Below are 26,502 nucleotides of genomic sequence, written 5' to 3' on the forward strand. Positions count from 1 at the left end.
CGTTTTCCTGCGTCCGTCCCCCAGTGAGTGGCATGTACGGCGTCGTCACGCGGAACGAACCCGAGCTCGACTGGCCGTCGTTCGACCGCGCGTTCTACGAGGTGAAGGACGTGACCGGGCGAGCGGTGGAGCCGGAGGCCGGGGGCGTGAACATGATCTCGTGCTTCGGGGACACCGCGGCCGGCGAGGCGAAGCCGGACCTGGTGCCGGTGAGCGAGGACGGGGAGCGGGCGACGCGCGAGCAGCCGTACTTCGACTGGGGGTACGTCTGTCCGTCGCGGGAGACGTACCGCGAGGGGTTGCTGGAGATGATCGCGGACGCGGCCGCGGCGAACCCGGACGTCCGACTGGACGACGTGGGGTTCCCGCGCGCGGAGTACTGCTACTGTGAGCACTGCGAGAACGCGTTCGCCGAGAGCGAGCACGACGACTGGTGGACGTGGCGCAATGCGACGATCACGGAGTTCGTCGCCGAAGCCACGGACCGCGTCCCGGGGCGCGTGTACTTCACGCTCTACCCGGACCCGTACCCGGGGCACCTCGAGGAGCGCGCGGGCCTGGACGTGGACGCCATCGCCGAATACGTCGACGAGTTCGTCGTGCCGGTGTACGACACGCACTACGGGACGACGTACTGGCTGGAGACGATCGCGAAGGGGTTCCGGTCCCGGATTCCGGACGGCGTCGACCTCGGCATCGAACTGTACGCGGTCGACGTCGACGTCGACGACCTCATTCACGCGACGGAGGTCGCGGACGCGTACGCGGACGGCGTCTACTTCGGGTACGACGCCAGCCAGGCCCAGGCCGCGCTCCGCCGGATGAAGGCCGACGCGCGCGACGGCGAGACGCACGGCGCGCCAGAGTAGGGCGACTACCGCGACGGAACCGGTGGTGCGTCCTCGAGCCCTCTCCGATTCTTCACTTGCAACGGTGGTGGGTGTCGCGGTCGTCGAGCACCCGCTCAGGCGGGGAGCGCGCGGTCGCGCCACTGCCGGAGGTCCTCGCGGTCGCGCGTGTCCTCGGGGAGGACGTCGAACCAGCGCGCGGCCGAGATCTCGCCGTCCGGGTCCGAGACCGACGGCTCGTGCGTTCGCGCTCGCGCGGCGAACACCGGGAGCGCGCCCGAGACGGCATACGAGCCGTGCCGGACCTCGACGCGGCCGAGGAGCGCGAGGCCCTCGTAGTCCGCGACGACGCCGGCCTCCTCCGCGAGTTCGCGTTCCGCGGCCTCCCTGAGCGACTCCTCGGGCTCGACGCCGCCGCCGGGCACCACCCACTTGTCGACGCCCTCGTGGTAGACGAGCAGGAGGTCCCCGCAGTCGCGGTAGACGACAGTGTGCGCTCCGTAGGGTGTGCCGGAGTCCGCGACGCGCTGGGCGACGCGCTCGAACTGCTCGCGGCAGACGTCGCGGCACTGATCGCAGGCGAGGTACTCCTCGTGGCGGTCGTCCAGGCGGTGGTACGCGCGCTCGCCGACCTGGCTCGCTCGGTCAGCGAGGAACCAGAGGTCGTCTACCGGCATCGTCCCGCTGCAGGCCGACCGGACGCCGTCGTCGTCGTCTTCGCCGAGTCGCCGGACGCGTGGAGGGGGAGGCGAACGTGGGACTGAATCATACACGAACGTATGCGAACGGCCCCCAAAGGCGCTTCGCTCTCGATGCAGTTCGGGCCCAGTCCGGTGTCGCGGACGGTCGCGGCACGCTCGACCGCAGGCCGACTTCATTTCCCGCTGGGACCCGTCCTTCCAGGTAATGCCACGAGCACTGTTCTTCGTCAGCGAGGACGGTTACTGGGCCGAGGAGTGCGTCGAACCACTCACCACGCTCAAGGACGCCGGAGTCGACGTCGACGTGACGACGCCCACCGGGAACCCGCCGGTCGTCGACGAACGCTCGATAGACCCCGAGGAGGTCGGCGAGGATACCGCCGAGCACGTCGTCGACGTCCACGAGAACGACCCCGACCTGAACGACCCCGAGCCATTCGCTGCGGTCGACGCGAGCGAGTACGACGCCGTCGTCTTCCCCGGCGGTCACGGCACCGTCTGGGACGTCAATCAGGACCGGAGCGCGCGCAAGGCACTCCGCGAGGCGGTCGCGGGCGAGGACGGCCTCGCGCTCGTCGTCTGCCACGCCGTCGGCATCCTCGCATTTACGCGAACGGACGACGGTTCGTTCCTCGTCGACGGCCGCGACGTCACGGGCTTCCCGAACGCGTGGGAGGACGACATCGTCGACGACGACGACCGGATGCCCGACGGCCGTAAACTCCCCTACTGGGTCGAGGACGAGGTCGTCGCCGCCGGCGGGAACTGGGACGCCGAACTCGATGCTGACGCGAGCGTCACCGTCGACGGCGACCTCGTCACGGCGCGCGGCCCCGGCTCCTCGTCCGAGGCCGCCGACGTGCTGCGTTCCGAACTTGAGGACTGAGAGCCCACTAGCGCCGACCGCGCCGCGGTCCGGTTCGCTTCGACGGGCGCGGGCTGGCGAGTGGCGGCGAGCCGCCGCCCGGCCGTATCGAGTCCTTTTTACTGGCGCCGGGGGAAGTTCGCGCCATGAGCTTCGAGGAAGACGACGCGGTCATCCTGCACGACGAGCACAGCGAGTACGACGGCGAGGAGGGCACCATCACGCAGGTCATGGAGTCCATGTTCGGCGACGCGAACTACACCATCAGCTTCGAGGACGGCCAGGAGTCGGGCGTCCCCGAGGACTCCCTCGAGCTCGTCGAGGGCGACTCGGACGACGAAACGGACGAGGAGTAGCGACCGCGAGGAGCGCCTATGCCGACCGTTCCGTTCCACTACGTCGACGTGCGAACGTTCGCGTACGCCACCGAAGACGCGAAGCGCGTCGAGCAGGCGCTCCGTCACTTCCTGCCGGCGGACGTCGAGGTCGAACGTACCGAGAGCGAGGGCCATCACGGCGACCGCATCGACATCCTGTCGGCGCGCATCGAGAACGCGGACGACGTCCGGTACGCGCTGTCGCGGCTCGCGAACCTTCCGGACCTCGGCGGGCTCGTCGACGAACTCGACGACCGCGTGACCGAGCACACCGAGTTCTTCCTGCACCTCGACAAGCAGGCGGCGTTCAACGGCGAGACCGCTCGCGGCGAGGGCATCACGTTCCGCGCGAAGGTCGAGGCGTACCCGGCCAAGCGCGAGAAGGCCGTCGAGAACGCTCGCGAGACCCTGGAGGCCCTGGAGGCCCACGAGGTCCGCGTTCCCGACCCCGACCAGGAAGATGACGAGACCGATGCCGAGGAAGACGACGCCGACGGGGCGTGAGTCGATGACGGGCGGCGGTGATTCGACCGGCGGCGATGGGACCGGTCGAGACGTCGGATTCTACGAAGGCGTACACGCTCGGCCGGACGGCGAGTCCTCGGTCCGGCGGTGTGCGGCGCACGCGGCGAACCTCGGGTACGACGGGCTCGTCGTACGGAACCACGGCGATGCGCGGAGCGACGTCGACCTCGAGGCGGTGAGCGAGACCGCGGACCTCGACGTCGTCGACGGCCTGGAGGTCCGCGCGGACTCGCCGGAGCAAGCCAGCGGGTACGTCGGGAACTACCGCCCGAAGTACACGGTCCTGCTCGTCCACGGCGGCTCGAACCGGATGAATCGGTTCGCGGTCGAGCAGGACCGCGTGGACGTGCTCGCGCACCCGATGCGTGGCGACGGCGACGTCAATCACGTGCTCGCGAAGGCGGCGGCCGAGCACGGCGTCCGCCTCGAGTTCGACTTCGCGAACGTCCTGCGGGCGACCGGCGGCCGGCGCGTGCAGGCGCTCTCGGACCTGCGGAAGCTCCGCGAGCTCGTGGAGCAGTACGACGCCCCATACGTCGTGAGTGCAGTCGGGACCAGTCACCGGCACCTTCGCGGGCCGCGGGCGCTCGCCGCGGTCGGCGAGACCATCGGGTTCTCGCGCGAACAGATCCATGACGGTCTCCGCGAGTGGGGCCACATCGTCGCGCGAACCCGCGAGGTCCGGCATCCGGACTTCGTCGAACCGGGCGTTCGGCGCGGGCGGTACGCAGACCGGAACGACGGGTCCGACTCGATCGGCGGCGTGGACCGCTAGGGGAGTCCGGGGCGTTCTTGTCGTCGGCCGTCGAACGTCGTGTCATGAAGCGACCGATCGAGGAGCACGCGGCGCGATTCGACGAGATGGCCGCATCCTACGACGACCAGCAGAACGACACCGACGAGTACCGGGCGTGCGTCTCGCTCGTCGTCGAGGCGGCGCGCGCGGTCGTCGACGAGGACGCGACGGTGCTCGACCTGGGGTGTGGGACCGGCGCGATCGCGCTGTCGCTCGCCGAGGACGCGGGGCGAGTGATCGGCCGCGACATCAGCGCGGGGATGCTCGAGGAGGCCCGCGAGAAGGCTGCCGATGCTGGATTGGAGAACGTCTCGTTCGACGAGGGTCGGTTCCGGGAGCCGAACGTCGACGAGGACGTCGACGTGGTGGTGTCGAACTTCGCGATGCATCACCTCGCGGACGACGAGAAGCGCGACGCCCTGCGGGCGGTCGCGGCGCTCGACCCGGACCGGTTCGTGCTCGGCGACGTGATGTTCTTCGGCCTCCCGGACCCCGACGAGCCGTTCTACTCCCCCGAGGTCGACGACCCCGCGACCGTCGGCGTGCTCGCGGAAGCGTACACGGACGCCGGGTTCGCGCTCACGGACGCGACCGCCGTCCACGACCAGGTCGGCGTGCTCGTCGGCGACGACCTCCCAGCCCTCGTCGACCTCGCCGGCGTCGAAGACGGAGCGAGCGAGGACGCATGAAGCACCTCCCGAAGCACCTGCGGCCGAAGTGGCGCTACGTCGCCGTCGGCATCGAGACCGACCCGGACGTCTCGCTCGACCGCGGCGCGTTCCAGCGCGAGCTCTGGTACGCCGCCCAGAACCTCCTCGGTGACGCGGGAAGCGCGGACGCCGACGGCACCGTCGTCCGGTTCCAGTTCGCGGACGGCGACGGCCGCGCGGTCGTTCGTGCGCGCCGCGACCACGTCGAGCCGCTCCGTGCGGCCCTGGCGTGCATCGAGTCGGTCGGGGACGCGACGTCCGCAATCTCGATTCTGGGCGTCTCCGGCACCATCCGGGCGTGCGAGGACAAGTACGTGGACGGCCCGTCGGACGAGGTCGAGCGCCGCGAGGTCGTCTTCGAGGGAGCGACGCGATCGGCGGTCGTCGGCGGTGACCGCCTCGCGGTCGACGCCGACGGCCGGCGAGCGTACGCGACCGTCGACGACGTGGAGTGACCCATGCAGGACACCAACCAGATGGCGTACGACCGCGGCATCACGCTCTTCTCGCCGGACGGCCGGCTCTACCAGGTCGAGTACGCGCGGGAGGCCGTCAAGCGCGGGACGTCGACGGTCGGCGTCAGGACGGACGCTGGCGTCGTGCTCGCTGCCGACAAGCGCTCCCGGTCGCCGCTCATGGAGGGCGAGAGCGTCGAGAAGATACACGAACTCGACGCGCACCTCGCGGTCGCGACCGCCGGCCACGTCGCGGACGGCCGTCGGCTCGTCGACTACGCGCGACGGGACGCGCAAGTGAACCGACTCCGGTACGGGGAACGCATCGGCGTCTCGACCGCGACCCGACACCTCTCGGACTTCGTGCAGGGGTACACGCAGATCGGTGGCGCACGACCGTTCGGGGTGGCGATGCTCGTCGCCGGCGTCGACCGCGACGGGCGCCCGCGACTGTTCGAGACCGACCCGTCGGGGACCGCCTACGAGTGGCAGGCGGTCGCGGTCGGCGCGAACCGCGCCGAAGTCCAGTCGTTCCTCGAGGAGCACTACGACGCGGACGGCGACCTCGACGACGCCATCTCGCTCGCGATCCGCGCGATCGGAGCGCCCAGCGAGGACGCGCTCGACGCCGAGGGCGTCGCGGTCGTCACCGTCGACGCGGAGAGCGAGCGCGTCGTCAGACTCGCCGAGAGCGAGGTCGCGGAGTACCTGGCGGACCTCGACGACGAACCGTCCGACGAGACGGACGAAGGGTCCAACGGGACGGACGAGGGGGCTGACGGAACGGACGAGGCGTCCAACGAGGCGGAAACCGAGTCCGTGGGCGACGACGATAGCCCGGATTCGGGCACGGAGTGAGGAACGGGGACACACCTTTTTAAGCACGGTCGCGTAAGTTCCGGGTATGATTTCACTGGACGAAGCGGTGACGGCGCGACTGGAGTCCCACGGCACGCGGTTCGAGGTCCTCGTGGACCCGGACGCGGCCCTGGAGATCAAGCGCGGCGAGTTCGACGGCGACCTCGAGGACGTCATCGCGGCGGAGGACGTCTACGAGAACGCGAGCCGCGGCGACCGGCCCGCAGAGGCGGACCTGGAGGAGGTGTTCGGGACGACGGACCCGATGGAGATCATCCCGGAAGTCATCGAGCGCGGCGAGATCCAGATCACGGCCGAGCAGCGCCGCGAGATGCAGGAACAGAAGCACAAGCAGCTCGTGAACCAGATCGCGCGGAACGCGGTGAACCCCCAGATGGACGACGCGCCGCATCCGCCGGACCGCATCGAGAGCGCGCTCGAGGAGGCGGGGTTCCAGGTCGACCCGATGGAGCCCGTGGAGAGTCAGGTCGACGACGCGCTCGAGCAGCTCCGCCCGATCATCCCGATCCGGTTCGACGAAGTGACGGTCGCGGTGAAGGTGCCCGCCGACTACGCGGGGAGCGCGCAGGCGAAGATCCGCCAGTACGGCGACCTCTCCGAGGAGGAGTGGACGAACGACGGCGGGTGGGTGGGCGTCCTGACGTTCCCGGCGGGGATGCAGAACGACTTCTACGACATGGTGAACGACGTCACGAGCGGGCAGGCCGAGACCCAGATCGTGAAGGACGAGGACGACATCAAGACGCGCTAGCATGGGCGAGCGCGTCGACGTCCTCGCGTACGACGAACCCGCGTCGCTCTCGCCGGAAGACCGGAAGCGACGACGGATGGTGTCGCTGGCGACGGCCGTGGTCGCGACTGTCCTGCTCGCCGTCGGGCTCGTGCGGGGACGACTGTTGCTCGCGGCCATCGGCGCGGCGGTGGCCGTCGCGGTGAGCGCCCTCCTGTTCGGCTTCGACGCCGAACTGGAGACGACGTACCGGACCGTGGAGGCCGGTCGCGGGAGCGAGATCGTGCGAGCGCACGAGGTCGAGGCCCGCAAGCGCTCGCAGCTGCGGACGGCGCTCGTCGTCGTGCTCGCCGGGGGCGTCACCGCCTACGGGATCTTCCGGGGATCGCTCTTGCTCTCGATCGTCGCCGGTGGCAGCGTCGCCGGGCTCGGTGTCTTCCTCGGTGGCGACCCCCATCTGCCGCGGGTCGTCGAGGCGGACGTCGACCGTGACCGAGCGAGGAGCATGTTCGACCTCGAACAGGACGCGGATCGGGACGGGCCCCGCGACGATAGGCTCGGCGAACGCTAGCGGCGTTCGACGTCGTCGCCGGTGATTGCTCGAAGAGGAAAGATCGCGAATGGAGGAAGAGGAGGGTTCTGTCGGTCGATTTGTCGGTCGGTCGCGTGCTCGATTATCCCTTCCGGAAGCCGAGCAGGAACCCACCGGTGAAGCCCGCGCCGATGGAGAGCGTGGAGAGGATGGTCTGGACCCACGACGGCGGGGCGCCCGAGGCAGCGTCCTGACTCGCTTGCAGGAAGCCGTTCGACAGCTTCTCCCAGTCCACGGTGAGGATGCCGCGGGATTCGAGGAACTTGAACAGCGCCAGTTCGAGGCCGACGATGACGGCGATGATCTTCGCGATCTTCTTCGCGGCGAACCCGATGATGCCACCGATGACGCCACCGGTCCCGAATTCGATGCCCAGTTGCTTGGGGTCTATTTGCAGTTGCAGGGCGATTGGGTCCATACCCCCTTGTCCTCGCCGCCGCCATAAGGCGTTTGTGGCGTGAGTCGACGGCCGCCTGACGCGACCGGACTGGTGGTGGGGGTCGCGGGGACGGATTGAAGGGTGGGCGTCCCCTACGTTGAGGCATGATTCGCGCAATCGAGGTGGCGGCCGGCCCTGCTTGAGATGCGAGGCGAACACGTCGACGCGACGGCGCGAGTAGCGTGGCGTCTACGACGGGCGGAGGTGGGTCGATGACGCGGGCTGTGGTCGCGAAGCGCGTCGACTCGGGAACGGCGTCGCTCGAGGAGATCCGTGACCTCGCCGAGGCGGCGGGGTACGACGTCGTCGGCGAGGTCACGCAGACGCGAAAAGAGGACCCCGCCATGCACTTCGGGGAGGGGAAGGCCGACGAGCTCGCGGCGACGGTCCGTGCGAGCGACGCGAGCGTCGTCATCTTCGACAACAGCCTCGGGCCGTACCAGACGTACAACCTCGGCGGGAAGCTCCCCGAGGGCGTCGAGTTGCTCGACCGGTTCACGCTCATCCTCGAGATCTTCGGGCAGCGGGCACAGACCCGGAAGGCCCAGTTACAGGTCGAGCTCGCCGAGCTCCGGTACGAGCTCCCGCGCGCGGAGGCGAAGACGAGTCTCGCGAAGCGCGACGAGCACCCGGGGTTCATGGGGCTCGGGGAGTACGACGAGAGTCGCGAGCAGGACATCAAGAACCAGATCTCGCGCATCAGGGACGAGCTCGAGCGAATCGAGCAGACCGAGCAGTCCCGCCGCGAGCGACGCCGACAGTCCGGGTTCGACCTGGTCGCATTGGCGGGGTACACGAACGCGGGGAAGTCGACGCTCCTGCGTCGGCTGGCGGTCGACCACGACGTCGACGAGAACGACGACCTCCACCCTGACCTGGACACGACCGCGGAGAGCCAGAACCAGTTGTTCACGACGCTCGGAACGACGACGCGTCGCGCGGACGTCGACGGCCGGGACGTGCTCCTGACGGACACGGTCGGGTTCATCTCGGACCTGCCCCACTGGCTCGTGGAGTCGTTCAAGTCGACGCTCGACTCCGTCTACCGCGCGGACCTCGTGCTCCTCGTCGTGGACGTGAGCGAGGACGTGGAGGCGATCCGCGAGAAGCTCGTGACGTGTCACGACACGCTCTACGAGCGCAACGAGGCGCCGATCGTGACGGTCCTGAACAAGACCGACCTCGTCGACGACCGGGAACTGGAGCGAAAGCGCGAGGCCATCTCGGCGCTCGCACCGAACCCCGTGGCGGTATCGGGCAAGGAGGGCCTGAACCTGGAGGCGCTCGAGGCCCGCATCGTCGAGGAACTCCCGGACTGGCAGCGCGAGCGGCTCGTGCTCCCGATGACGGAGGACACGATGAGCGTCGTGTCGTGGCTGCACGACGAGGCGAACGTCGACGACGTGGAGTACGGCGACGACGACGTCGTCGTGGACTTCGAGGCACGGCCGGCGGTCGTCGAGCAGGCGCGCTCGCGGGCGGCGGAGCTGGGGGCGGTCGAGGGCGCCGTCTGAATCGCCTTTCCGGCCGAGTCGCTTTGCGGTCCGAACGATTCTACTGCTTTTTGTACGAGGGCGCGCAAGCGACGGGCATGAAGACGATCAAGGACAGCGTGCACGACCACATCGAGGTCGGTGGCGTCGCGCGCGACCTCCTGGACACGCCGGCGGTCCAGCGGCTCCGCCATATCGTCCAGCTCGGGACGTCGTCGCTCGTGTATCCGAGCGCGAACCACACGCGCTTCGAGCACAGCCTCGGCGTGTACCACCTGGCGTGCGAGGCGCTCGAGCACCTCGGCGTCGAGGGCCGGAACGCCAAGCGCGTGAAGGCGGCGGCGCTCCTGCACGACGTCGGGCACGGGCCGTTCAGTCACAACCTCGAACCGCTCACGCATCGACGGACGGGGAAGTACCACGACGACGTCCACGAGCTGTTCGAGCGCGGCGAGGTCGGCGCGGTCCTGAAGTCCCACGACCTGTCGCCGGCTCGCGTCGCGGACCTCGTCGCGGGCGACGGGAAGTACGGCCAGATCGTCTCCGGCGAACTCGACGTCGACCGGATGGACTACCTCGTCCGGGACGCCCATCACACGGGCGTGCCGTACGGGACTATCGACCACGGGCGGCTCGTTCGCGAGTTGACGTTCGACGCGGACGACGACCTCGTGCTCGACGAGGGGAACGTCCAGACTGCGGAGAGCCTGCTCGTGGCGCGAGCGTTGATGATCCCGACGGTGTACAACCATCACGTGACGCGGATCTCGAAGACGATGCTGCGGCGGGCCGCCGAACGGTTGCTGGAGTCGACGGACGTGGACGCCGAAGCGCTCCGCCGGATGGACGACCCGGGGTTCCTCGTCGCGCTCCGGAACGAATCCGAGACTGCCGAGTTCGCGCGCCGGTTCGACGAGCGCGACCTCCACAAGCGCGCGCTCTGGGCGGAACTCGAGGAGACGCCCGCGAGCTTGCTCGAACTCGATCACGCGGACGTCCGCGGGTACGAACTCGAAATTGCGGAGCGTACGGGTGTGGACGAGACGGACGTCGTCCTCGACGTTCCCGGCGAGCCGTCGATGACGGAGTCGTCGACGCGCGTGCTCGTGAACGGCGAGGCGCGAGTGCTCCACGAGCAGTCGCCGCTCGTGGACGCGCTCCGGGCGGCGAACCGCGCGCAGTGGCGCCTCGGCGTGTACGCGCCCGCCGGTAAGACGGACGCGGTCGGGTCGGCGGCGGCGGACGTCCTCGGCCTCGACCTCGACGGCGCGCTCGTGACGGAGGTCCGCACCGGGTTGCAGGAGACGCTCGGGTCGTTCGGTGGTGGTGGGTCGTGACCGCGGAGACGATCGAGGGCACGATCCTCCGCGGCCCCGAGTTCGAGGCGATCCGGGGTCGGGTCGTCGTCGAGGACGGCACCATTCGAGCGGTCGAGGTGGCCGACGTCGACGGCGACGCCGTGGTGCTACCGGCGTTCGTGAACGCGCACACGCACATCGGGGACTCCATCGCGAAGGAGGCCGGCGAGGGATTGAGTCTGGAGGAACTCGTCGCGCCCCCGGACGGCCTCAAGCACCGCCTGCTCCGGCAGGCGAGCCGGGCGGAACTCGTCGCGGGGATGTCGCGGTCGCTCTCGTACATGGCGCGGGCGGGGACGGCGGCGCACGTCGAGTTCCGAGAGGGGGGCGTCGAGGGCGTCGAGGCCATCGAGGCGGCCGGCGCGGACAGCGACGTCGAGTCGGTCGTCCTCGGGCGAGAGACGGTGGACGCGATGGAGCGCGCGGACGGATTCGGCGCGAGCGGCGCGAACGACGCTGACTTCGACCGCGAGCGGAACGCGACGCGACGGGCGGGGAAGCTGTTCGGCATCCACGCGGGCGAGGTCGACGAGACCGACATCCATCCGGCGCTGGACCTCGACCCGGACTTCGTCGTCCACATGGTTCACGCGACGGAGATGCACCTGGAGCGCCTCGCGGACAGCGAGACGCCGGTGGTTGCGTGTCCGCGGTCGAACGCGGCGACGGGCGTCGGCCTGCCGGACCTGCGGGCGCTCGCCGAGCACACGACGGTCGCGCTCGGGACGGACAACGTGATGCTGAACGCCCCGTCGATGTTCCGCGAGATGGAGTGGGCCGCGAAGCTCTCGCGGCTACCGGCCCGGGACGTGCTCGCGATGGCGACGTCGAACGCGGCCGATATCGCGGGCCTGGACTGCGGCGTGATCGCGGAGGGTCGGCCGGCGAAACTGCTCGTGCTCGACGGCGACTCGCACAACCTCGATGGCGTCCACGACGTGGTCCGCGGCGTCGTCCGCCGAGCGACCGTCGACGACGTCGAGCGCATCGTCCTCTGAGCAATCGCAGCGAGTACTCGCATCGCGCGTTCGCTGGCGGCGATCGCGACGCGATTCACGGCGAGGTTTCTTGTCGGATGGTATCGTACCACTAGATGAGTGTCGATGTACGACCACATCCTCGTGCCGACCGACGGCTCGCCGGGCGTCGAACGAGCGGTCGAACACGCCGTCGACCTGGCGGCAGCGCACGACGCGACCCTGCACGCGCTGTACGTCGTGAACACCGCCAGCTACTCGAGCATGCCGATGGAGACGTCCTGGGAGCACATCCGGGACATGCTCGGCGAGGAGGGCGAACGAGCCCTGGAGCGCGTCCAGGAGCTCGCGGACCCGGCGGGCGTCGACGTGGAGACGGTCGTCGTCGACGGGTCGCCGAGCCGCGAGATCGTGCACTACGCGGAGGACGGCGGCATCGACCTGATCGTGATGGGGACGCACGGGCGCGGCGGCATCGACCGGTTGCTCCTCGGGAGCGTCGCCGAACGGGTCGTGCGCGCGAGCAAGGTCCCGGTGCTGACGGTCCGCGTCGGCGGCGACGCGTGAGGAACCAATCGGTTTAAGCGGCGTCCGAGTGACGGTTCTGAAAATCGTGGTGGGTGCGTCGTGATGGACGCCCGGCAGAAGGCGCTCGTGGTCTTCACGGTCGTCGCGATGGTCCTCGCATTCGGGTACTTCAACGTCCTCCTCGGGGGGCTGGCGGCCCTCGCCTCGATCCCGTTCCTCGTCGGCGTCCTCCGGCGTTAGTGGTCTGTCAGTCAAACTGTTGGTTCGTTCTCACTCGGCGGATCGGAGGTGCTCGCAGTCGCCGGCCGTGACGCGCACGTCGCCGTCGTCTGTCTCGACGACGAGCGCGCCCGGGAACTCGACGTCGCGAGCGACGCCCTCGACGACGCCGCCGGGCGTGTCGACGCGCACTCGCTGGCCGAGGGTGAGCGCGCGCTCGCGCCACGCCGGGAGGACGTCGCTCGGGTCGCCGGACGTGAGTACGTGGAACCCCTCGAGGACGCGCTGGGCGAACGCACGTCGGTCGGCGGTGCCGCCTTCGACAGTGACGCTCGTCGCGTCAGGTGGTAATTCGGCAGTCGAAACGTCGACGTTCACGCCGATGCCGACGACGAGCCAGGAGACGCGGTCGGCCTCGCCCTCCATCTCCGTGAGGATGCCCGCCAGTTTCCGGGTGTCTCCGTCGTCGGTCGGGACGAGGACGTCGTTCGGCCACTTGATGCCGGCGTCGACGCCCACCTCGCGGGCGGCGTTCGCGGTCGCGACCGCGGCGGCGAGCGTGAACACCGGGGCCTGCGCGGGTGGCACGTCCGGCCGCACGAGCACGCTGACGTACACGCCGCCGCGCGGCGCCGTCCACTCGCGGTCGAGTCGTCCCCGGCCACCGGTCTGTTCCGCGGCGACGACCGCGACGTCGCTCGCGCCCTCGCCAGCGAGTTCGCGGGCACGGTCGTTCGTCGACCCGATCGCGTCGTGGTACTCGACCTCGTAGGGCGCGTCGAGGCCGTACTCGAGCGCGAGCCCGCCGTACTCCGCGACCGACTCCAGCACGTAGCCGTCGTCCGTGCTCTCGACGACGAACCCCTCCTCGCGGAGCGCCTCGACGTGCTTCCAGACCGCCGCGCGCGACACGTCGAGGGCGTCCGCGAGCGCCGGTCCAGTCACGGGACCGTCAGCGAGCGCGTCCAGCACGCGTCGTCGCGTCTCGTTCATGCACTCGCGTTCGCGCTCACCCGAGAAAAATCGGGAGGTCTCGGCGGTGCCGACACAGCCGTCTGCGCGCCTCCGGCGCGAGACCCGCAGCGACCGGGGCCGACCCGGATCAGTCGCGGAGTTCCTGGAGGCGCTCCCGGCCCGGTGCGATGAGTTCGTCGAGGTACGCAGCGAGCGTGCCCTTGGCGTCCGCGGGGTGGAGCTCGCCCGAATCCAGGTCCTCCGCGAGCGTCTCGTAGTCGTCGTAGGTCAGGTCGCCGCCGTACTCCTCGGGGCGCTCCACGACGACCTCCTCGAACCGCGGGAACACGTGGTACTGGAACAGCTCCAGCACGGGGTTCTTGCGTTCCTCGCCGTCGTCGGTCGGCTCCGGATCGCGGGACGGCGGACAGTACGCGCTGTTGACCTTCTCCTCCAGGTCTTCGGTGGAGTCCTCCATGCTGATGGCGACGCCCGTGCTCGAGGACATCTTCCCGACGCCCGTCGTCAGGTCCGCGAGGATCGGCGTGTGGATCGCGGGCCGGCTCTCGTACCCGAGCGCGCGGAGTTCCTCCCGAGCGAGCATGTGGACCTTCCGCTGGTCGAGGCCCCCGACCGCGAGGTCGAGGTCGAGGTACTCGATGTCCAGCGCCTGCATGAGCGGGTAGACGACGTGACTGACCTTCGCGGTCTCGCCGCCCTGGATCTCCGCCATCGCGCGCTGTGCACGATTCAGGGTCGTCGACGTCGCCATCTGGTGGAGGTCCAGCACGTACTCCTCGTCGAGCTGGTAGCTCGACCCGTAGACGAACTCGGTCTGCTCGGGGTCCAGCCCGTACGCGAGGAACTGCTCGCGCATGACCTCGGCGGTCGCCTCGATCTCGTCGAACGTCCCCTTGTCGTTGAGGTACGCGTGGACGTCCGCGAGGAGGACGACGACCTCGAACCCCGCGTCCTGGAGGTCGATGAGCATGTTCGCGGTGAGGAGGTGCCCGAGGTGGAGGACGCCCGAGGGCTCGTAGCCGACGTAGACGCGCTTCCCGTCGGGGTCGGCCGCGAGCGCTTCGAGTTCGTCCTCGGTCACGACCTCCTCGGCGTTCCGCGTGATCAGGTCGTAGGTATCCATACGGGAGGGAACTCGCGCGGGCGTTTTGAACCTTCCCAACCTGTGTGAACCGTTCCGACGCCGGTCCTGCCAGGTGGGCCGACGGAACGGCAGTCGGTAGCGCGCGGCGCGTGCGGTCAGTCCTGACAGCTCTCGACGTGGTCGCCCGCCCACGCCTCGATCTCGTCGAACACCGGGCAGAGCGCGCCGCCCTTCGGGGTGAGGCTGTAGTACGTCGCGATGGGGGCGTCGCTCTCGACGCGGCGCTCGACGAGGTCGAGGTCCGCGAGGTCGTCGAGGACGCGACTCAGCGTCCGCGAGCTCGCGTCGGTCGATCGCTTCAGTTCGTTGAACCGCTTCTCGCCGCCCTGGAGGTCGTGGAGGACGACGAGGCGCCACTCGGAGCCGATCTGCTGGATGGTCTCGACGACCGGGCACGCGCCCGCGTCGTCGTCTGCGTCGTCCGCGGCGGCGACCGTCGTCGCTTGCGTATCTGAGGACATCGATGTCACCTGGTTACGCTTGCGTCCGCGAGTGGTTAAGTGGTTCGGTGGCGAACCAGGTAACGTGACGAAACCACACATGCGGTTCGACGGGAACGTAGACGACCGGCACGCGACGACCACGGAGGTGTCGGCCTGATGGCCATCACCGGAGCGGAGGGCGTCGCCCTCCTCGTCGGCAGAGTCCTCCTCGGGGGCGTCCTCGCGTTCATGGGCCTCAATCACTTCATGCAGACCGACGGCATGGCGGCGTACGCCGAGGCGAAGGGCGTCCCGGTGCCGCGGTTCGCGGTCCTGTTCTCGGGCGGCCAGCTCGTCTTCGGCGGCGTCCTCCTCGCCGCGGGACTGTACCCCGTCCTCGCGGCCGGTGCCCTCGCCTCGTTCTTCGTCGTCGCGACGCCGATGATGCACGACTTCTGGGCGGTCCCCGAGGACCAGAAGCAGGACGAGATGACGGGCTTCCTGAAGAACGTCGGACTCCTCGGCGCGTCGCTGCTCGTGCTCGCCATCGCCGGCCAGGAGTGGGCGTTCGCGGCCGGTCTCGGACTGTAGACGCACCGACCCCACTCCGGACTACCGACCGGTTCACCCACTGTTCATCCCATTTTCGCGCTCGAATCGAACGTCGAACTGCCCGGAAGGTTAACTTGCAACCAAATCCTGGCACGAGGTAACGAATGATTCGGGTGGACGACCTCCGGAAGGAGTACGACGGCTTCGTCGCCGTCGACGGCAGCACGTTCGAGGTCGACGCCGGCGAGGTGTTCGGGGTGGTGGGCCCGAACGGCGCAGGGAAGACGACGACTCTGAAGATGCTCGCCGGCCTCGTCGAACCGACGAGCGGCGACGTCGAGGTCGCGGGCGCGTCCGCTGGGTCCCTCGACATGCGGCGGAACCTCGGGTTCCTCCCCGAGGAATCGCCGCTGTACGAGGAGATGACCGCGGACTCGTACCTCGAGTTCTTCGCGGACCTCTACGACGTCCCCGGGGACGTCGCGCGAGACCGCATCGACGAGGCCCTCGACCGACTGGACCTCGAGCACCGCGAGCGCCCCATCGGCGACATGAGCAAGGGGATGAAGCGGAAGGTCGCGATCGCGCGGTCGCTCGTGAACGACCCGGACGTCCTCGTGTACGACGAACCGGCCTCGGGTCTCGACCCGCTGACGACGAACTACATCGTCGAGTTCACGCGCGAGCTCGCCGACGAGGGGAAGACCGTCGTCTTCAGCGCGCACAACCTCTACCACGTCGAGTCGATCTGCGACCGCCTCATCGTCATGAACGACGGCGACGTCATCGCCAGGGGGTCGCTCGACGAGATCCGCGAGGCGCACGGACAGAGCGCGTACCACGTCTACACCGACGTCCCGGTGCGGGACGCGGCGCACGACGACGACGCGGACCACTACGAGGTCGTCGTGTCCGACATGGACGCCGTGGAGCGCGTGCGCCGGGAGGCCCAGGCCGACGGCGGGCACGTTGTCGACATCCAGACCGAAGATCCGAGCCTGGAGGACATCTTCCTCGACATCGCCGGGGAGCGCGTCGAGGACGCGCGCGAACCCGACCGCGAGCGACCGACGCGCGAGGTCGAGACGTGAGGATACGGAAGACCCTGCGCATCGCGCGCTGGGAGGTCACGAGGAGCGCGGGGACCCTCGACCGGACGACGATCGCGTTTGCGGTCGTCCTGCTCGCACTCGGTGCCGTCGCTGGGCCGGCGGTCGTGTCGGACGCGAGCCTCGACTCGGGCATCTACCGCGTCGGCGTGGACGAGTCCAGCCCCTACTACGACGTCGTCCGGCAGCACGAGCGCCTCGTCGCGGGGTCGCCGAACGCGGAACTCGGCGAGGAGGTGTCCGTCGTCGTCCGCAACGGCCAGTTCCGGCGAGCGGACACGCGGAAGGGGGCGGCGGCGTACGACGAGTTGCGGAGCGCCATCCGGACGTACAACGACCGGCGGATGGCCGAGCAGGTCCGGCGCGGCGATGCCAGCGAGTCGGCGGCGTTCCCCGTGACCGTTTCGCTCCAGTACGTCGAGCGCGTCGTCCAGCAGTTCCCGGGCGTCGACGGCGGTGGGGACGACGGAAGCGACGATAGTGGCGGGGATACCGGAAGCGACGATAGTGGCGGGGATACCGGAAGCGACGATAGTGGCGGGGATACTGACAGCGGCGGTGCCGGCGGTGGCGTCGGTGGCGGCGTCAGCGGCGACGGGAAGGTCCGCGCGCCGAGCGTCGGCACGGGTGGTGGCGGCAGCGACCAGTCGGGCGCGCCCGGCGACATCGCACCACCGTTCCCGTTCCAGTCGCTCGTGCTCGCGTTCCTGTTCATCGTCCCGATGAACTTCGTCGTCCAGGCGTACGGGAGTACGATCGTCGACGAGCGCGTGAACCGCCGCGGGGAACTGCTGCTCGTCGCACCGGTCACGCGCGGCGACATCATAGCCGGGAAGACGCTCCCGTACTTCGCAGGTCTGCTCGCGGTCTGTGGGGCCATTGCGGTCGTCGTCGGTGGCGACCCGTACTCGCTCGCCGCCGTCCCGCCGATCCTCGCCGCGGTCACCCCGATCGCGCTCCTGTTCCTCGCGGCGACGTTCGTCGGCGGGATGTTCGCGCGGTCGTTCAAGGAACTCACGTTCGTCACAATCGCCGTCTCCGTGTTCCTCACCGCGTACGTGTTCGTGCCCGCGATCTTCTCGGACGTCACGCCGATCGCGCTCATCAGTCCGCTCACGCTCGTCGTCCGACACCTCCGGGACGTCGGCTACACCGCGGTCGAGTACCTCTACTCGACGGGGCCGTTCTACCTCGCGTCGCTCGCGCTGTTCGCGGTCAGCGCAAGCGTCTACCGCGAGGAGGACATGTTCACGCAGAAGCGCCTCGCCGCGAAGGCGCTCGACGCCGTCGCGACGTTCGTACACTCGAAGCGGAGCGTCGCGCTCGTGACGATGGCGACCCTCCCGTTCGTGTTCGTCGCAGAACTCCTCTTCATCGCCGTCGTCTTCCCTATCCCGGCCGCGTTCGCGCTCCCGATGCTCCTCGCGTCGATCGCGGTCGTCGAGGAACTCGCGAAGAGCGTCGCGGGCTACGCCGGGTTCACGCACGGGCGGTTCGCGGACACGAACCTGGCGGCTGTCGGCGTCGGCGTCGCGAGCGGACTCGGGTTCTTCCTCGCGGAGAAGGCGACGCTCGTCGTCCAGCTCGTGGGCATGGGGAACGTCGAGTACGGCCGCGTCGCGTTCACGACCGTTCCGATGGACGCGTCGCCGCTCGTCGTCGTCGCACTCCTCTTCCTCCCGCTGGGACTGCACGTCCTCACCGCCACCATCTCCGCGCTCGGCGCGCGACGCGGCCGGACCGCGTACGCGCTCGCGTTCGCCCTCGCGGTCCTCGTCCACCTCGCGTACAACGCCGTCGTCATCGGGATCCAGTCGGGGGTGGCTTGAGATGCGCGACGGATCGAACGGCGACTCCGGCTCGGGTCGCGCACGACTCGCGATCGCGAAGCGCGAGCTCGCGGCGTTGCGCTCGGAGAAGACGATCGTCCTCGCCCTGCTCATCCAGCTGTTCGTCGCGTCGTTCTCGTCGTTCCTCGTCGTCGGCCTCGTCTCCCTGTACGACCCCGGCGCCGGCCAGGACTACCAGCTCGGCGTCGGCGTGACGGGTGAGGGCAGCGACGAGGTGGCGGCGGTACTCGGCGAGAACGAGGGCGTCGCCGTCCAACGCTACGTGGACGCGGCCACGGCTCAGGACGCGTTCCAGGACGGCGAGGTGGACGCCGTGCTGGTGACGAACGAGACCGTCAACGGGACGATCGGGGTGCGTGCTGTCGTTCCCGAGGAGAACGTGCGGACGACGATCGCGGTGGTGCAGATACGCGAGGCGATGGACGAACTCGAGCATCGACTGCGGCTCGAGCACCGCGACGAGCTGGCCCAGCCGCCGCTGCACGTGCCCGTGAAGTCCCCGGGGAGTCCGTACTACGGGTTCACGTACACCGTGCTCGTGCCGCTCCTCGTGTTCCTCCCGGTGTTCATCAGTGGCTCGATCGCGGTGGACTCGCTCACCGAGGAGTCCCAGCGCGGCACGCTCGAACTACTGCGGGTCGCGCCGGTGTCGATCGGCGACATCGTCGACGCGAAGCTGTTCGCGACCGCGGTCCTCGCGCCCCTGCAGGCGCTCGCGTGGCTGGCGTTGCTCGGCGTGAACGGGACGCCCGTGTCGAACGTCCCCGTGCTCGTCGTGCTCGTCGCCGGCCTGTCCCTGGCGGTGGTGTCCGTCGGCGTCGGCATCGCGCTCTGGTCGTCGGACCGCCGGCAGGCGCAGTTCCTGTACTCGACGGGCATCATCGGCGCGGCGACGTTCGGCGGGGTCCTCCCGGAGCATCCGGCGAACACGGTCGCGCGGCTCGCCATCGGGACGACGAGCGCGACGACGTTCGCGCTCGCGGCCGCCTACGGGATCCTGGGACTGCTCGCGTACGCCGCAGTCCGCGGGTTCGTCGCGCGACTCGACCCGGAGACGCTGTAGTCGGCAGCGACGCCGTCGTCAGAGCGCGTCGGTGATCACTTCCATCGCCTTCGGGACGACGAACAGGAGGAGAACGAGGGGGACGCCACCCAGGAGCGCGCCGAACAGCGCGATGGTGGCGACGTTCTCGAGCGGATTCGAGGAGGACTCGTCGTCGTCGCCGTACTCGACGACGTCGACGACGAGTTCGCGCGTGACGGTCTCGCCGGACTCGTCCGTGACGACGACGGCGACGGTCGCGTTCCCGCCGTCGTCGAAGACGTGCTGGACGGTCGTCCCCGCCTTCTTCTCGGATCCCTCGAACGTCCACTCGGCGGTGACGTTCCCGTCCGCGCCGGTGACGTCCACGGAGAAGTTCATGGTGACGTTCGACGCGACAGTCTGGGGCGTCTGCACGGTGACGCTGAAGTTCTCGTCGGTAGCTCCCGTCGACTCGGTCGCGGCGGCGTTCGTCGGGGACGCGCTCGCTGCGACGCCGGCCGTCGCGAGCGCAACGACGGCCAGGAGGGCGAGAGCGGCCAGCGGTCGGCGCATGTGCTCGAATCCGACGACCGTTCACTTCTACCTGTCGACACGAACCGTGCGCGGATTCAGCGTCGTCTTCGCTGGGACCGACCGCGACGCGTGCGTTCGCTCGCCGCGGGGCGTAGGCCTTTGTGGCCGGCCGTCGTTCCGGCCAGCATGGAGTACACGACACTCGGCGGGACCGGCGTCGAAGTCTCGCGGATCTGCCTGGGCTGCATGAGTTTCGGGTCGAGCGACTGGCGGCCGTGGGTGCTCGAACCCGAGGAGGGCAGGGAGCTCGTCGAGCGCGCGCTCGACCTCGGCATCAACTTCTTCGACACCGCGAACATGTACTCGGGCGGCGAGTCCGAGCGCGTGCTCGGGGAGGTACTCGAGGGGCAGCGCGACGAAGCGGTCGTCGCGACGAAGTGCTACTTCCAGATGGACGAGGACGACCCGAACAGCGGCGGACTCTCCCGGAAGGCGATCGAGCAGGAACTCGAGAACTCCCTGGACAGACTGGGGATGGATACCATCGACCTCTACCAGATCCACCGCTGGGACGACGACACGCCGATCGAGGAGACGCTGCGCGCGCTCGACGACGCTGTCCGCCGCGGGCAGGTCCGTTCTATCGGCGCGTCCTCGATGTGGGCGCACCAGTTCGCGGAGGCCTTGCACGCGAGCGACCGGCTGGGACTCGAGCGGTTCGCGACGATGCAGGATCACTACAACCTCGCGTACCGCGAGGAGGAGCGCGAGATGCACCCGCTCTGCGAGCGGGAAGACGTCGGCGTGCTGCCGTGGAGTCCGCTCGCTCGCGGCTGGCTCGCCCGACCGCACGACGAGTTCGAGACGACGACCCGCGGCGAGAACGAGGAGTTCGTCCCACAGCACCCATACGACGAGGGCGGTGGCGTCGAGGTGAACGAGCGCGTGCAGGAGCTCGCCGCCGACCACGGCGTGAAGATGGCTCAGATCGCGCTCGCGTGGCTGTTCGAGCGGGACGCCGTGGACGCGCCGATCGTCGGGACGACGAGCGTCGAGCACCTCGAGGACGCCGTGGAGGCGCTCGAGTCCGTCGACCTCTCCGCGAGCGACGTCGCGTACCTCGAGGAGCCCTACGAGCCGGTTCGCGTCTCCGGCCACGACTAACTGATTCGTCGACGTCGGTGGCGTTTTCTCTCAGCCGTCGCCGCGCGTCGCGTCGACGACCTCGCGGATCGTCTCGTACTCGTCGGTGCTGTACGCGACGAACCGGACGTCCTCCAGCGAGCCGGGCTCGAACGCGCGTAGCTCCTCGGCGACGATTCGCGCACCGTCCTCGAGGTCGAATCCCGCGACGCCGCAACCGAGTGCCGGTATCACGAGCGACTCGCAGCCGCGGTCGTCGGCGGCGGCGAGCGCGTTCCGGGTGGCCGACCGGATGCTCTCGGCGGTCGCCCGGCCGTCGCCGTAGTGCGGCATCGCGGCGGCGTGCACGACGACGTCCGCGTCGAGCGCGTACGCGTCCGTGACCGCGGCCGAGCCGAGGTCGACGGGGCCGCGTTCGCGTGCGCCCGCGTCGAGTTCGGTGCCGCCGGCGCGTCTGAGCGCGCCCGCGACGCCGCTTCCCATCCGGAGACTCGTACCCGCGGCGTTGACGAGTGCGTCCGCCGACTGTTCGGCGATGTCACCCTGGACGACGCTGAACTCCATGGATGCGCTTTAGTCGCTGCGCGTGTTAGTCCTTAGCACTGCGTTTCGGTTCCGTCGGTACTCGCCGGACGCCGACGGGGAACCCAGACGTCTCGACCCGGCATGTGTCGTACAGTGACGAGAGAGCGACTGGGATAGCGTTCACTACCGCCAAGGTACATTTCTTCACCTGTGAGTAAATCTTTTTGCCCTGGGGGTGCTGGGTATTCGCATGGGAACCACCGCTGCACAGCGCCGAGACCGCATCTACGTGGCCGGCGAGTGGCTCGACGGCGACGACACCCTGTCCGTCACCGACCTCGCCGACGGCGGCACGTTCGCCGAGGTCACCGCCGCCAGCCCCGAGCAGGCCCGCGACGCGCTCGCGGCCGCCGAAGAGGCCAAGGCCGCGATGCGCGAGACCACCATCGTCGAACGCGCCGAGTGGATGCACGAGATAGCGGACGGCCTCGAGGCCCGCGAGGAGGAACTCGCCGAGGTCATCGTGCGCGAAGCCGGGAAGCCGATCTCGAGCGCGCGCGGCGAGGTCGACTCCGCCGCCACGCGATTCCGTCGCGCCGCCGGCGAGATCCGCCACATGAACGGCGAGTACCGCGAGGGCACCACGAGCGGCCACGAGGGCTGGGAGGCCATCGTCAAGCACGAACCCATCGGTGCCGTCCTCTGCATCACGCCGTACAACTACCCGCTCGCGACGACCGCGCTCCAGGTCGCGCCCGCGCTCGCCGCCGGGAACGCCGTCGTCCTGAAACCCGCGAGCAAGACCCCGATCGCCGCGGCCATCCTCGCGGAAGTGATCAGCGAGGTCGACCTCCCCCACGACGGCGCGTTCAACTACGTCGCCGGGACCGCGAGCGACGTCGGCGACGTCCTCTCGGGCGACGACCGCGTCAACGCCATCGCGATGACCGGCTCCTCGGGCGCCGGCAAGCACGTCGCCAAGGAGTCCGGGATGGTGAACCTCCACATGGAACTCGGCGGGAACGCGCCCGAGGTCGTCTTCCCGGACGCGGACCTCGACGCGGCCGCGGCCGCCGCGACGAAGGGCTCGCTCAAGTACGCCGGGCAGCGCTGTTCCGCGGTGTCGCGCGTGCTCGCCCACGAGGACGTCCACGACGAGGTCGTCGCGAAGATCGACTCGCAGATGGACGACTGGCAGATCGGCGACCTCTTCGATCCGGACACCGCGCTCGGACCGCTCATCAGCGAGGACCAGGCCGAGTGGGTGCAGGAACTCGTCGACGACGCCGTCGAGAAGGGGGCGACGCTCGTCCGCGGCGGCAGTCACGACGGGAACTTCTTCGAGCCGACGCTGCTCGCGGACGTCCCGCACGACGCGCGCGTCGTCCACGAGGAGCAGTTCGGACCGGTCGCCGCCGTCACCACGTTCGAGAGTGAGGCCGACGCGCTCGAGGTCGCGAACGGCGGTGACCTCGCGCTCGACGCGGCCGTCTTCACCGCCGACCACGACCGCGCGATGCGGGTCGCGAACGCCATCGACGCCGGCGGCGTCCGCATCAACGGCGCCCCCAGTCACGGCCTCGGCGACATCCCCTTCGGCGGGAACAAGGACTCCGGCATCGGGCGCGAAGGCATCGACGCCAGCATCCACGCGTTCGTCCGCAAGAAGAGCATCATCCTCTGAGCCGGGAGCTTTCGAGCGACCCGTTCTCGCAGTTCGGTCTCAGATTCGCGCGCGGCGAGCGCTGCGAGCGGCCTCTAGCACCGCGACCGTCGTCGGCGTCGCTGGAACCGGGAGAGCCTTTGCCCGCCAGTCGTACGTGCGAACGATGACCGGACTCGCTCGCGTACTGGATGCGGAGTCGGTGCCGTTGCCCGCGGTCGGCGGGCTCGCGGCCGTGGACGTCCTCGCGATCCTCGTCCTCGTCCTCGTCGGCGAGATCCGCCACGGCGTCGACGTCGTCGGGAACCCCGGACAGGTGCTCGCGACCGCCGCACCGTTCCTGCTCGGGTGGGTCCTCGTCGCGACGCTCGTCGGCGCGTACGGCGACCGCGCGTTCGCCGGCGGCGTCGACACACTGAAACTGACCGCTGGCGCGTGGATCGGTGGCGCAGGCGTCGGGTTGACCCTCAGAGGCACCGAGTACCTCGCCGGGAACGCACCGCTCTCGTTCGCGCTCGTCATGACGGGATTCGGACTCCTCGCGCTCTGTAGCGTTCGACTCCTCGCGGTCACTCGCCTCGGCGCGCGAGCGTGAACGCAGCGACCGCACGATAGCAGTCAGCCTCCTCGGCGCGCGAGCGTGAACGCCGCGACGGCACCAGCGAGCGCGACGGCGCCGAGGGTCGCGAACAGCGCCGCGGCGTTCGCGTACTCGAGGATGCCGCCGGCGACGGCGCCACCGAGTGCGCCGACGCCGAACACGCCCAGGTACGTGTAGCCGTACGAGAGGCCGCGCGTCCCGGGCGGCGTGTGGTCGGCGACGGCGGCCTGGTAGAGCGGCTGCACGAAGAACAGCGCGACCCCCAGGAGGCCGCCGAGGACGAGGAACGGCCCGACGCCGAGGGCGACCGCCGGCAGGAAGAGGACGGCGAGCACGGCGAGTCCGAGGAACGCCGGTGCGAGCGCACGCTCCGGCCGGACGTGGTCGCTGACGCGACCGCCCGCGTACTGGCCGACGACGCCGACCGCGAGCAGACCCGCGTACGCGTACCGGTACGTCTCCAGCGAGAGGTCCCCGACGGCGATGGCGGCGAAGGCGTCGTACGTCGACAGCACCTCCGGGAGGAACGTGAGGATGCCGCGATAGTAGAGGCCCGACGCGACGACGACGGGGAAGATGAGCGCGAACCCGCCGACGAACAGCTCGCGAGACCCGACGCGGAAGTCCGCGAACGACTCGACGCTCGACGTCCGGTCCGCTCCCCCGCTATCGGTCGTCTCGGAGTCGATCTCCGCGCCGCCGTCGCTCGCGGTGGCCTCGTGGGATTGGCCGTCGCCGTCGCTGCCGACGGCTGCGCGTTCGTCGACGTCGATCCGGGTCGCGAGCGCGGCGACGACGAGGATGGGCGCGGCGAGTGCGAGGGCGACGGTCCGCCAGTCCGCGACGACGAGGGCGACGGCGACGACGAACGGCCCGAGTGCGATGCCGAGGTTCCCCGCGATACCGTGGTACGCGAACGCGCGGCCGCGCTCGGTCGCCGCCCGCGAGAGCATCGACAGTCCCGCTGGGTGGTAGACGCTCGCGGCGACGCCCCAGCACGCCAGTGCCGCACCGACCGCGAGCACCGAGGGTGCGGCGGCGAGGACGACGAACGAGGCGCTCATCCCGAACAGGGACGCGACGATGAGGCGCTTCGAGCCGACGCGGTCCGCGAGGACGCCGCCGGGGAGCGCGCCGACGCCGAACAGGCCGTAGCCGACGGTGACGAGCACGCCGGCGACCGCCGCGTCGAACGGGACTGCGGCGACGCCGAGGTCGAGGCGCTGGAACTCCGCGAGCCAGAGCGGGATGAACAGCGGGATCGCGAGCTCGAACGTGTGCACGCTCGCGTGCCCGACGGTCGCCAACCCGACGACGGCGCGGTCGTTCCGGTCCACGCTTCCGCGAACGGCCGTGTCCGGCAAGAGCCCACCGGTCGGGGCGAACGCTCGCGTCGTCGACGCGAGCGTCCCGTCACGTACCCCCTCCTTTTTGCGAATCCGCTTCGAGGTGTCGAACGTGACAGTCTTCCTCTCGAGCGACGACGTCAGTGGACTCGCCGACCCCGCAGCGTTCGTCGACGCCGTCCGCGAGGGCTATCGCCAGCGCGGCGAGGGCGCCGCAGCGAAACCACGGACCACGCTCCGGAACGAGGACCCGCCGGGGATGCTGTTCTCGTACGCCGCCGTCCTCCCGGACACGGGCGCGATGGGCGGGTACATGTACTCGGCGGGGTTCGAGGCGCGCGACGCGTGGTTCGCGACGCCGCTGTTCGACGCCGAGACCGGGGAGCCGCTCGCGGTCGTCGACGGCGCGAGCATGAATCCCTTCAAGACCGGTGCGGCCGGCGCGGTGGGCGTCGACGCGCTCGCGCGCCGTGACGCCAGCAGCCTCGCCGTCATCGGGAGCGGTGCGCAAGCGCGCGGGCAGGTGCGCGCCGCCGCGACCGTCCGCGACTTCGACAGCGTGGACGTGTACTCGCCGACGAAGGCGAACCGCGAGGCGTTCGCCGCGGAGATGAACGACCGTCTGGACCCGGCGGTCGCCGCGGTCGCGTCGCCCTCGGCCGCCGTCGAAGGCGCGGACGTCGTGATCACGGCGACGACGGCGACCGACCCCGTGTTCGACGGCGACGACCTCAAAGACGGCGCGCACGTCACGGCGATGGGCCAGTACCACCCCGAGAAGCGCGAGCTCGACGAGACGACGATCGAACGCGGCACGTACGTCCCGGACCTCCGCGAGCGCGTCCAGCAGGACGCCGGGTCGTTCATCGCCGCGCAGGAGGCGGGCGTCGTCGACGAGAGCGACGTCCACGCCGAACTCGGTGAGATCGTCGCGGGCGAAGCCGACGGCCGCGCCGACCGCGACGAGATCACGATCTTCGACTCGGGCGGGACCGGCATCGAGACCGTCGCCGGCGCGTACCTCCTCTACGAGCGCGCGATGGAGCGCGACGACGACCTCGGCACCGAGGTCGACTGGTTGCCCGCGAGCGAGGCACTCACGGGGGAGTAACTGACTCTGCA

31 protein-coding genes are annotated in these 26,502 nt (G+C 69.8%); 23 read left to right on the forward strand and 8 right to left on the reverse strand.

Annotation, left to right across the window (positions count from 1 at the left end; genetic code table 11):
• Positions 1 to 32 precede the first annotated feature (32 nt).
• Positions 33 to 869 (forward strand): hypothetical protein, encoded by an 837-nt coding sequence (locus tag G9C85_RS01485; RefSeq protein ID WP_166036394.1) that lies wholly within the window; start codon positions 33 to 35, stop codon positions 867 to 869.
• A gap of 95 nt (positions 870 to 964) precedes the next feature.
• Here the strand turns inward: G9C85_RS01485 and G9C85_RS01490 are convergent, their stop codons facing one another.
• Positions 965 to 1,525, reverse strand: coding sequence for an NUDIX hydrolase (locus G9C85_RS01490; RefSeq protein WP_166036395.1), 561 nt, complete (start codon positions 1,523 to 1,525; stop codon positions 965 to 967).
• Positions 1,526 to 1,754: 229 nt separating this feature from the next.
• On the opposite strand from G9C85_RS01490, the gene G9C85_RS01495 reads away from it, so the two are divergent.
• The 9 genes from G9C85_RS01495 to G9C85_RS01535 all read left to right on the forward strand — a co-directional run bounded on the left by G9C85_RS01495 (position 1,755) and on the right by G9C85_RS01535 (position 7,457).
• Positions 1,755 to 2,435 carry a DJ-1/PfpI family protein gene (locus G9C85_RS01495; protein WP_166036396.1) on the forward strand — a complete coding sequence of 227 codons (681 nt, stop codon included), beginning with the start codon at positions 1,755 to 1,757 and terminating at the stop codon, positions 2,433 to 2,435.
• A gap of 125 nt (positions 2,436 to 2,560) precedes the next feature.
• Positions 2,561 to 2,770, forward strand: a complete 210-nt coding sequence (locus tag G9C85_RS01500) for a DUF1918 domain-containing protein (RefSeq protein WP_166036397.1) — start codon at positions 2,561 to 2,563, stop codon at positions 2,768 to 2,770.
• 18 nt (positions 2,771 to 2,788) lie between these two features.
• Positions 2,789 to 3,295, forward strand: a complete 507-nt coding sequence (locus G9C85_RS01505) for an RNA-binding protein (RefSeq protein WP_166036398.1) — start codon at positions 2,789 to 2,791, stop codon at positions 3,293 to 3,295.
• Positions 3,296 to 3,299: 4 nt separating this feature from the next.
• Entirely contained in the window at positions 3,300 to 4,091 is a 792-nt protein-coding gene (locus G9C85_RS01510; protein WP_166038902.1) for an RNase P subunit p30 family protein, read from the forward strand.
• 44 nt (positions 4,092 to 4,135) lie between these two features.
• Entirely contained in the window at positions 4,136 to 4,801 is a 666-nt protein-coding gene (locus G9C85_RS01515) for a class I SAM-dependent methyltransferase (protein ID WP_166036399.1), read from the forward strand.
• On the forward strand, positions 4,798 to 5,277 hold the full coding sequence (locus G9C85_RS01520; protein ID WP_166036400.1) for an Rpp14/Pop5 family protein: 480 nt from the start codon (positions 4,798 to 4,800) through the stop codon (positions 5,275 to 5,277). Before G9C85_RS01515 ends, G9C85_RS01520 begins: the two co-directional genes overlap by 4 nt.
• A gap of 3 nt (positions 5,278 to 5,280) precedes the next feature.
• Positions 5,281 to 6,135, forward strand: a complete 855-nt coding sequence (psmA, locus tag G9C85_RS01525; RefSeq protein WP_166036401.1) for an archaeal proteasome endopeptidase complex subunit alpha — start codon at positions 5,281 to 5,283, stop codon at positions 6,133 to 6,135.
• A gap of 46 nt (positions 6,136 to 6,181) precedes the next feature.
• On the forward strand, positions 6,182 to 6,907 hold the full coding sequence (locus G9C85_RS01530; RefSeq protein WP_166036402.1) for a ribosome assembly factor SBDS: 726 nt from the start codon (positions 6,182 to 6,184) through the stop codon (positions 6,905 to 6,907).
• 1 nt (position 6,908) lies between these two features.
• Entirely contained in the window at positions 6,909 to 7,457 is a 549-nt protein-coding gene (locus tag G9C85_RS01535) for a hypothetical protein (RefSeq protein WP_166036403.1), read from the forward strand.
• A gap of 103 nt (positions 7,458 to 7,560) precedes the next feature.
• On the opposite strand, the gene G9C85_RS01540 is transcribed toward G9C85_RS01535, so the two are convergent.
• A complete protein-coding gene (locus G9C85_RS01540) occupies positions 7,561 to 7,896 on the reverse strand; it encodes an FUN14 domain-containing protein (RefSeq protein WP_166036404.1) in 336 nt (111 codons plus the stop codon).
• Positions 7,897 to 8,129: 233 nt separating this feature from the next.
• On the opposite strand from G9C85_RS01540, the gene hflX reads away from it, so the two are divergent.
• The 5 genes from hflX (at position 8,130) to G9C85_RS01565 (ending at position 12,513) form a co-directional block, all read left to right on the forward strand.
• The gene (gene hflX / locus G9C85_RS01545; protein WP_166036405.1) at positions 8,130 to 9,431 is read left to right on the forward strand and encodes a GTPase HflX; all 1,302 of its coding nucleotides are present in this window, start codon (positions 8,130 to 8,132) and stop codon (positions 9,429 to 9,431) included.
• Positions 9,432 to 9,508: 77 nt separating this feature from the next.
• A complete protein-coding gene (locus G9C85_RS01550; protein WP_166036406.1) occupies positions 9,509 to 10,747 on the forward strand; it encodes an HD domain-containing protein in 1,239 nt (412 codons plus the stop codon).
• A complete protein-coding gene (locus G9C85_RS01555; protein ID WP_166036407.1) occupies positions 10,744 to 11,766 on the forward strand; it encodes an amidohydrolase family protein in 1,023 nt (340 codons plus the stop codon). Before G9C85_RS01550 ends, G9C85_RS01555 begins: the two co-directional genes overlap by 4 nt.
• Before the next feature lie 105 nt (positions 11,767 to 11,871).
• Positions 11,872 to 12,312, forward strand: coding sequence for a universal stress protein (locus G9C85_RS01560; protein ID WP_166038904.1), 441 nt, complete (start codon positions 11,872 to 11,874; stop codon positions 12,310 to 12,312).
• Between the two features lie 63 nt (positions 12,313 to 12,375).
• Entirely contained in the window at positions 12,376 to 12,513 is a 138-nt protein-coding gene (locus G9C85_RS01565) for a hypothetical protein (protein ID WP_166036408.1), read from the forward strand.
• Between the two features lie 30 nt (positions 12,514 to 12,543).
• Here the strand turns inward: G9C85_RS01565 and G9C85_RS01570 are convergent, their stop codons facing one another.
• The 3 genes from G9C85_RS01570 to G9C85_RS01580 form a co-directional block, all read right to left on the reverse strand.
• Positions 12,544 to 13,485 carry a biotin--[acetyl-CoA-carboxylase] ligase gene (locus G9C85_RS01570; RefSeq protein WP_166036409.1) on the reverse strand — a complete coding sequence of 314 codons (942 nt, stop codon included), beginning with the start codon at positions 13,483 to 13,485 and terminating at the stop codon, positions 12,544 to 12,546.
• 109 nt (positions 13,486 to 13,594) lie between these two features.
• The gene (locus G9C85_RS01575; RefSeq protein ID WP_166036410.1) at positions 13,595 to 14,590 is read right to left on the reverse strand and encodes a tyrosine--tRNA ligase; all 996 of its coding nucleotides are present in this window, start codon (positions 14,588 to 14,590) and stop codon (positions 13,595 to 13,597) included.
• Positions 14,591 to 14,706: 116 nt separating this feature from the next.
• Positions 14,707 to 15,072, reverse strand: coding sequence for a helix-turn-helix domain-containing protein (locus G9C85_RS01580; RefSeq protein ID WP_166038906.1), 366 nt, complete (start codon positions 15,070 to 15,072; stop codon positions 14,707 to 14,709).
• Between the two features lie 138 nt (positions 15,073 to 15,210).
• Between G9C85_RS01580 and G9C85_RS01585 the strand changes: the two genes are divergently transcribed.
• From G9C85_RS01585 to G9C85_RS01600, 4 genes are all read left to right on the forward strand, one after another.
• Positions 15,211 to 15,624 (forward strand): DoxX family protein, encoded by a 414-nt coding sequence (locus tag G9C85_RS01585; protein ID WP_166036411.1) that lies wholly within the window; start codon positions 15,211 to 15,213, stop codon positions 15,622 to 15,624.
• Positions 15,625 to 15,749: 125 nt separating this feature from the next.
• Positions 15,750 to 16,676 carry an ABC transporter ATP-binding protein gene (locus G9C85_RS01590; protein ID WP_166036412.1) on the forward strand — a complete coding sequence of 309 codons (927 nt, stop codon included), beginning with the start codon at positions 15,750 to 15,752 and terminating at the stop codon, positions 16,674 to 16,676.
• On the forward strand, positions 16,673 to 18,523 hold the full coding sequence (locus G9C85_RS01595) for an ABC transporter permease subunit (RefSeq protein ID WP_166036413.1): 1,851 nt from the start codon (positions 16,673 to 16,675) through the stop codon (positions 18,521 to 18,523). Before G9C85_RS01590 ends, G9C85_RS01595 begins: the two co-directional genes overlap by 4 nt.
• A gap of 1 nt (position 18,524) precedes the next feature.
• Positions 18,525 to 19,607 carry an ABC transporter permease gene (locus G9C85_RS01600; RefSeq protein WP_166036414.1) on the forward strand — a complete coding sequence of 361 codons (1,083 nt, stop codon included), beginning with the start codon at positions 18,525 to 18,527 and terminating at the stop codon, positions 19,605 to 19,607.
• A gap of 18 nt (positions 19,608 to 19,625) precedes the next feature.
• Here G9C85_RS01600 and G9C85_RS01605 read toward each other — a convergent pair whose 3' ends face one another.
• Positions 19,626 to 20,141: a PKD domain-containing protein gene (locus G9C85_RS01605; RefSeq protein WP_166036415.1), complete on the reverse strand. Its 516-nt coding sequence runs from the start codon at positions 20,139 to 20,141 to the stop codon at positions 19,626 to 19,628.
• Between the two features lie 147 nt (positions 20,142 to 20,288).
• Here G9C85_RS01605 and G9C85_RS01610 point away from each other — a divergent pair, with 147 nt between their 5' ends.
• Positions 20,289 to 21,266 carry an aldo/keto reductase gene (locus G9C85_RS01610; RefSeq protein ID WP_166036416.1) on the forward strand — a complete coding sequence of 326 codons (978 nt, stop codon included), beginning with the start codon at positions 20,289 to 20,291 and terminating at the stop codon, positions 21,264 to 21,266.
• 30 nt (positions 21,267 to 21,296) lie between these two features.
• On the opposite strand, the gene G9C85_RS01615 is transcribed toward G9C85_RS01610, so the two are convergent.
• A complete protein-coding gene (locus tag G9C85_RS01615; protein WP_166036417.1) occupies positions 21,297 to 21,809 on the reverse strand; it encodes a macro domain-containing protein in 513 nt (170 codons plus the stop codon).
• A gap of 211 nt (positions 21,810 to 22,020) precedes the next feature.
• On the opposite strand from G9C85_RS01615, the gene G9C85_RS01620 reads away from it, so the two are divergent.
• Both G9C85_RS01620 and G9C85_RS01625 read left to right on the forward strand, forming a co-directional pair.
• Complete coding sequence (locus G9C85_RS01620) at positions 22,021 to 23,454, forward strand: aldehyde dehydrogenase (RefSeq protein WP_166036418.1); 1,434 nt, start codon at positions 22,021 to 22,023, stop codon at positions 23,452 to 23,454.
• Between the two features lie 145 nt (positions 23,455 to 23,599).
• Complete coding sequence (locus G9C85_RS01625; RefSeq protein WP_166036419.1) at positions 23,600 to 24,028, forward strand: DUF3054 domain-containing protein; 429 nt, start codon at positions 23,600 to 23,602, stop codon at positions 24,026 to 24,028.
• Positions 24,029 to 24,051: 23 nt separating this feature from the next.
• Here G9C85_RS01625 and G9C85_RS01630 read toward each other — a convergent pair whose 3' ends face one another.
• Complete coding sequence (locus G9C85_RS01630) at positions 24,052 to 25,371, reverse strand: MFS transporter (protein ID WP_166036420.1); 1,320 nt, start codon at positions 25,369 to 25,371, stop codon at positions 24,052 to 24,054.
• Between the two features lie 121 nt (positions 25,372 to 25,492).
• Here G9C85_RS01630 and G9C85_RS01635 point away from each other — a divergent pair, with 121 nt between their 5' ends.
• Positions 25,493 to 26,491 carry an ornithine cyclodeaminase family protein gene (locus G9C85_RS01635; protein WP_394352707.1) on the forward strand — a complete coding sequence of 333 codons (999 nt, stop codon included), beginning with the start codon at positions 25,493 to 25,495 and terminating at the stop codon, positions 26,489 to 26,491.
• Positions 26,492 to 26,502 lie beyond the last annotated feature (11 nt).

Source organism: Halorubellus sp. JP-L1 (assembly GCF_011440375.1).
In the GTDB taxonomy this organism is placed as follows: domain Archaea; phylum Halobacteriota; class Halobacteria; order Halobacteriales; family Natrialbaceae; genus Halorubellus.

Excerpts from the sequence above, each read along its gene's own strand:
- G9C85_RS01575 (WP_166036410.1), bottom strand. The coding sequence starts at position 14,590 with ATGGATACCTACGACCTGATCACGCGGAACGCCGAGGAGGTCGTGACC.
- G9C85_RS01560 (WP_166038904.1), top strand. The coding sequence starts at position 11,872 with ATGTACGACCACATCCTCGTGCCGACCGACGGCTCGCCGGGCGTCGAA.
- G9C85_RS01550 (WP_166036406.1), top strand. The coding sequence starts at position 9,509 with ATGAAGACGATCAAGGACAGCGTGCACGACCACATCGAGGTCGGTGGC.
- G9C85_RS01515 (WP_166036399.1), top strand. The coding sequence starts at position 4,136 with ATGAAGCGACCGATCGAGGAGCACGCGGCGCGATTCGACGAGATGGCC.
- G9C85_RS01500 (WP_166036397.1), top strand. The coding sequence starts at position 2,561 with ATGAGCTTCGAGGAAGACGACGCGGTCATCCTGCACGACGAGCACAGC.
- G9C85_RS01610 (WP_166036416.1), top strand. The coding sequence starts at position 20,289 with ATGGAGTACACGACACTCGGCGGGACCGGCGTCGAAGTCTCGCGGATC.
- G9C85_RS01520 (WP_166036400.1), top strand. The coding sequence starts at position 4,798 with ATGAAGCACCTCCCGAAGCACCTGCGGCCGAAGTGGCGCTACGTCGCC.
- G9C85_RS01615 (WP_166036417.1), bottom strand. The coding sequence starts at position 21,809 with ATGGAGTTCAGCGTCGTCCAGGGTGACATCGCCGAACAGTCGGCGGAC.
- hflX (WP_166036405.1), top strand. The coding sequence starts at position 8,130 with ATGACGCGGGCTGTGGTCGCGAAGCGCGTCGACTCGGGAACGGCGTCG.
- G9C85_RS01540 (WP_166036404.1), bottom strand. The coding sequence starts at position 7,896 with ATGGACCCAATCGCCCTGCAACTGCAAATAGACCCCAAGCAACTGGGC.
- G9C85_RS01510 (WP_166038902.1), top strand. The coding sequence starts at position 3,300 with ATGACGGGCGGCGGTGATTCGACCGGCGGCGATGGGACCGGTCGAGAC.
- G9C85_RS01530 (WP_166036402.1), top strand. The coding sequence starts at position 6,182 with ATGATTTCACTGGACGAAGCGGTGACGGCGCGACTGGAGTCCCACGGC.
- G9C85_RS01535 (WP_166036403.1), top strand. The coding sequence starts at position 6,909 with ATGGGCGAGCGCGTCGACGTCCTCGCGTACGACGAACCCGCGTCGCTC.
- G9C85_RS01605 (WP_166036415.1), bottom strand. The coding sequence starts at position 20,141 with ATGCGCCGACCGCTGGCCGCTCTCGCCCTCCTGGCCGTCGTTGCGCTC.
- G9C85_RS01485 (WP_166036394.1), top strand. The coding sequence starts at position 33 with ATGTACGGCGTCGTCACGCGGAACGAACCCGAGCTCGACTGGCCGTCG.
- G9C85_RS01565 (WP_166036408.1), top strand. The coding sequence starts at position 12,376 with ATGGACGCCCGGCAGAAGGCGCTCGTGGTCTTCACGGTCGTCGCGATG.
- G9C85_RS01570 (WP_166036409.1), bottom strand. The coding sequence starts at position 13,485 with ATGAACGAGACGCGACGACGCGTGCTGGACGCGCTCGCTGACGGTCCC.
- G9C85_RS01490 (WP_166036395.1), bottom strand. The coding sequence starts at position 1,525 with ATGCCGGTAGACGACCTCTGGTTCCTCGCTGACCGAGCGAGCCAGGTC.
- G9C85_RS01495 (WP_166036396.1), top strand. The coding sequence starts at position 1,755 with ATGCCACGAGCACTGTTCTTCGTCAGCGAGGACGGTTACTGGGCCGAG.
- G9C85_RS01625 (WP_166036419.1), top strand. The coding sequence starts at position 23,600 with ATGACCGGACTCGCTCGCGTACTGGATGCGGAGTCGGTGCCGTTGCCC.
- G9C85_RS01580 (WP_166038906.1), bottom strand. The coding sequence starts at position 15,072 with ATGTCCTCAGATACGCAAGCGACGACGGTCGCCGCCGCGGACGACGCA.
- G9C85_RS01600 (WP_166036414.1), top strand. The coding sequence starts at position 18,525 with ATGCGCGACGGATCGAACGGCGACTCCGGCTCGGGTCGCGCACGACTC.
- G9C85_RS01620 (WP_166036418.1), top strand. The coding sequence starts at position 22,021 with ATGGGAACCACCGCTGCACAGCGCCGAGACCGCATCTACGTGGCCGGC.
- G9C85_RS01505 (WP_166036398.1), top strand. The coding sequence starts at position 2,789 with ATGCCGACCGTTCCGTTCCACTACGTCGACGTGCGAACGTTCGCGTAC.
- G9C85_RS01585 (WP_166036411.1), top strand. The coding sequence starts at position 15,211 with ATGGCCATCACCGGAGCGGAGGGCGTCGCCCTCCTCGTCGGCAGAGTC.
- G9C85_RS01590 (WP_166036412.1), top strand. The coding sequence starts at position 15,750 with ATGATTCGGGTGGACGACCTCCGGAAGGAGTACGACGGCTTCGTCGCC.
- psmA (WP_166036401.1), top strand. The coding sequence starts at position 5,281 with ATGCAGGACACCAACCAGATGGCGTACGACCGCGGCATCACGCTCTTC.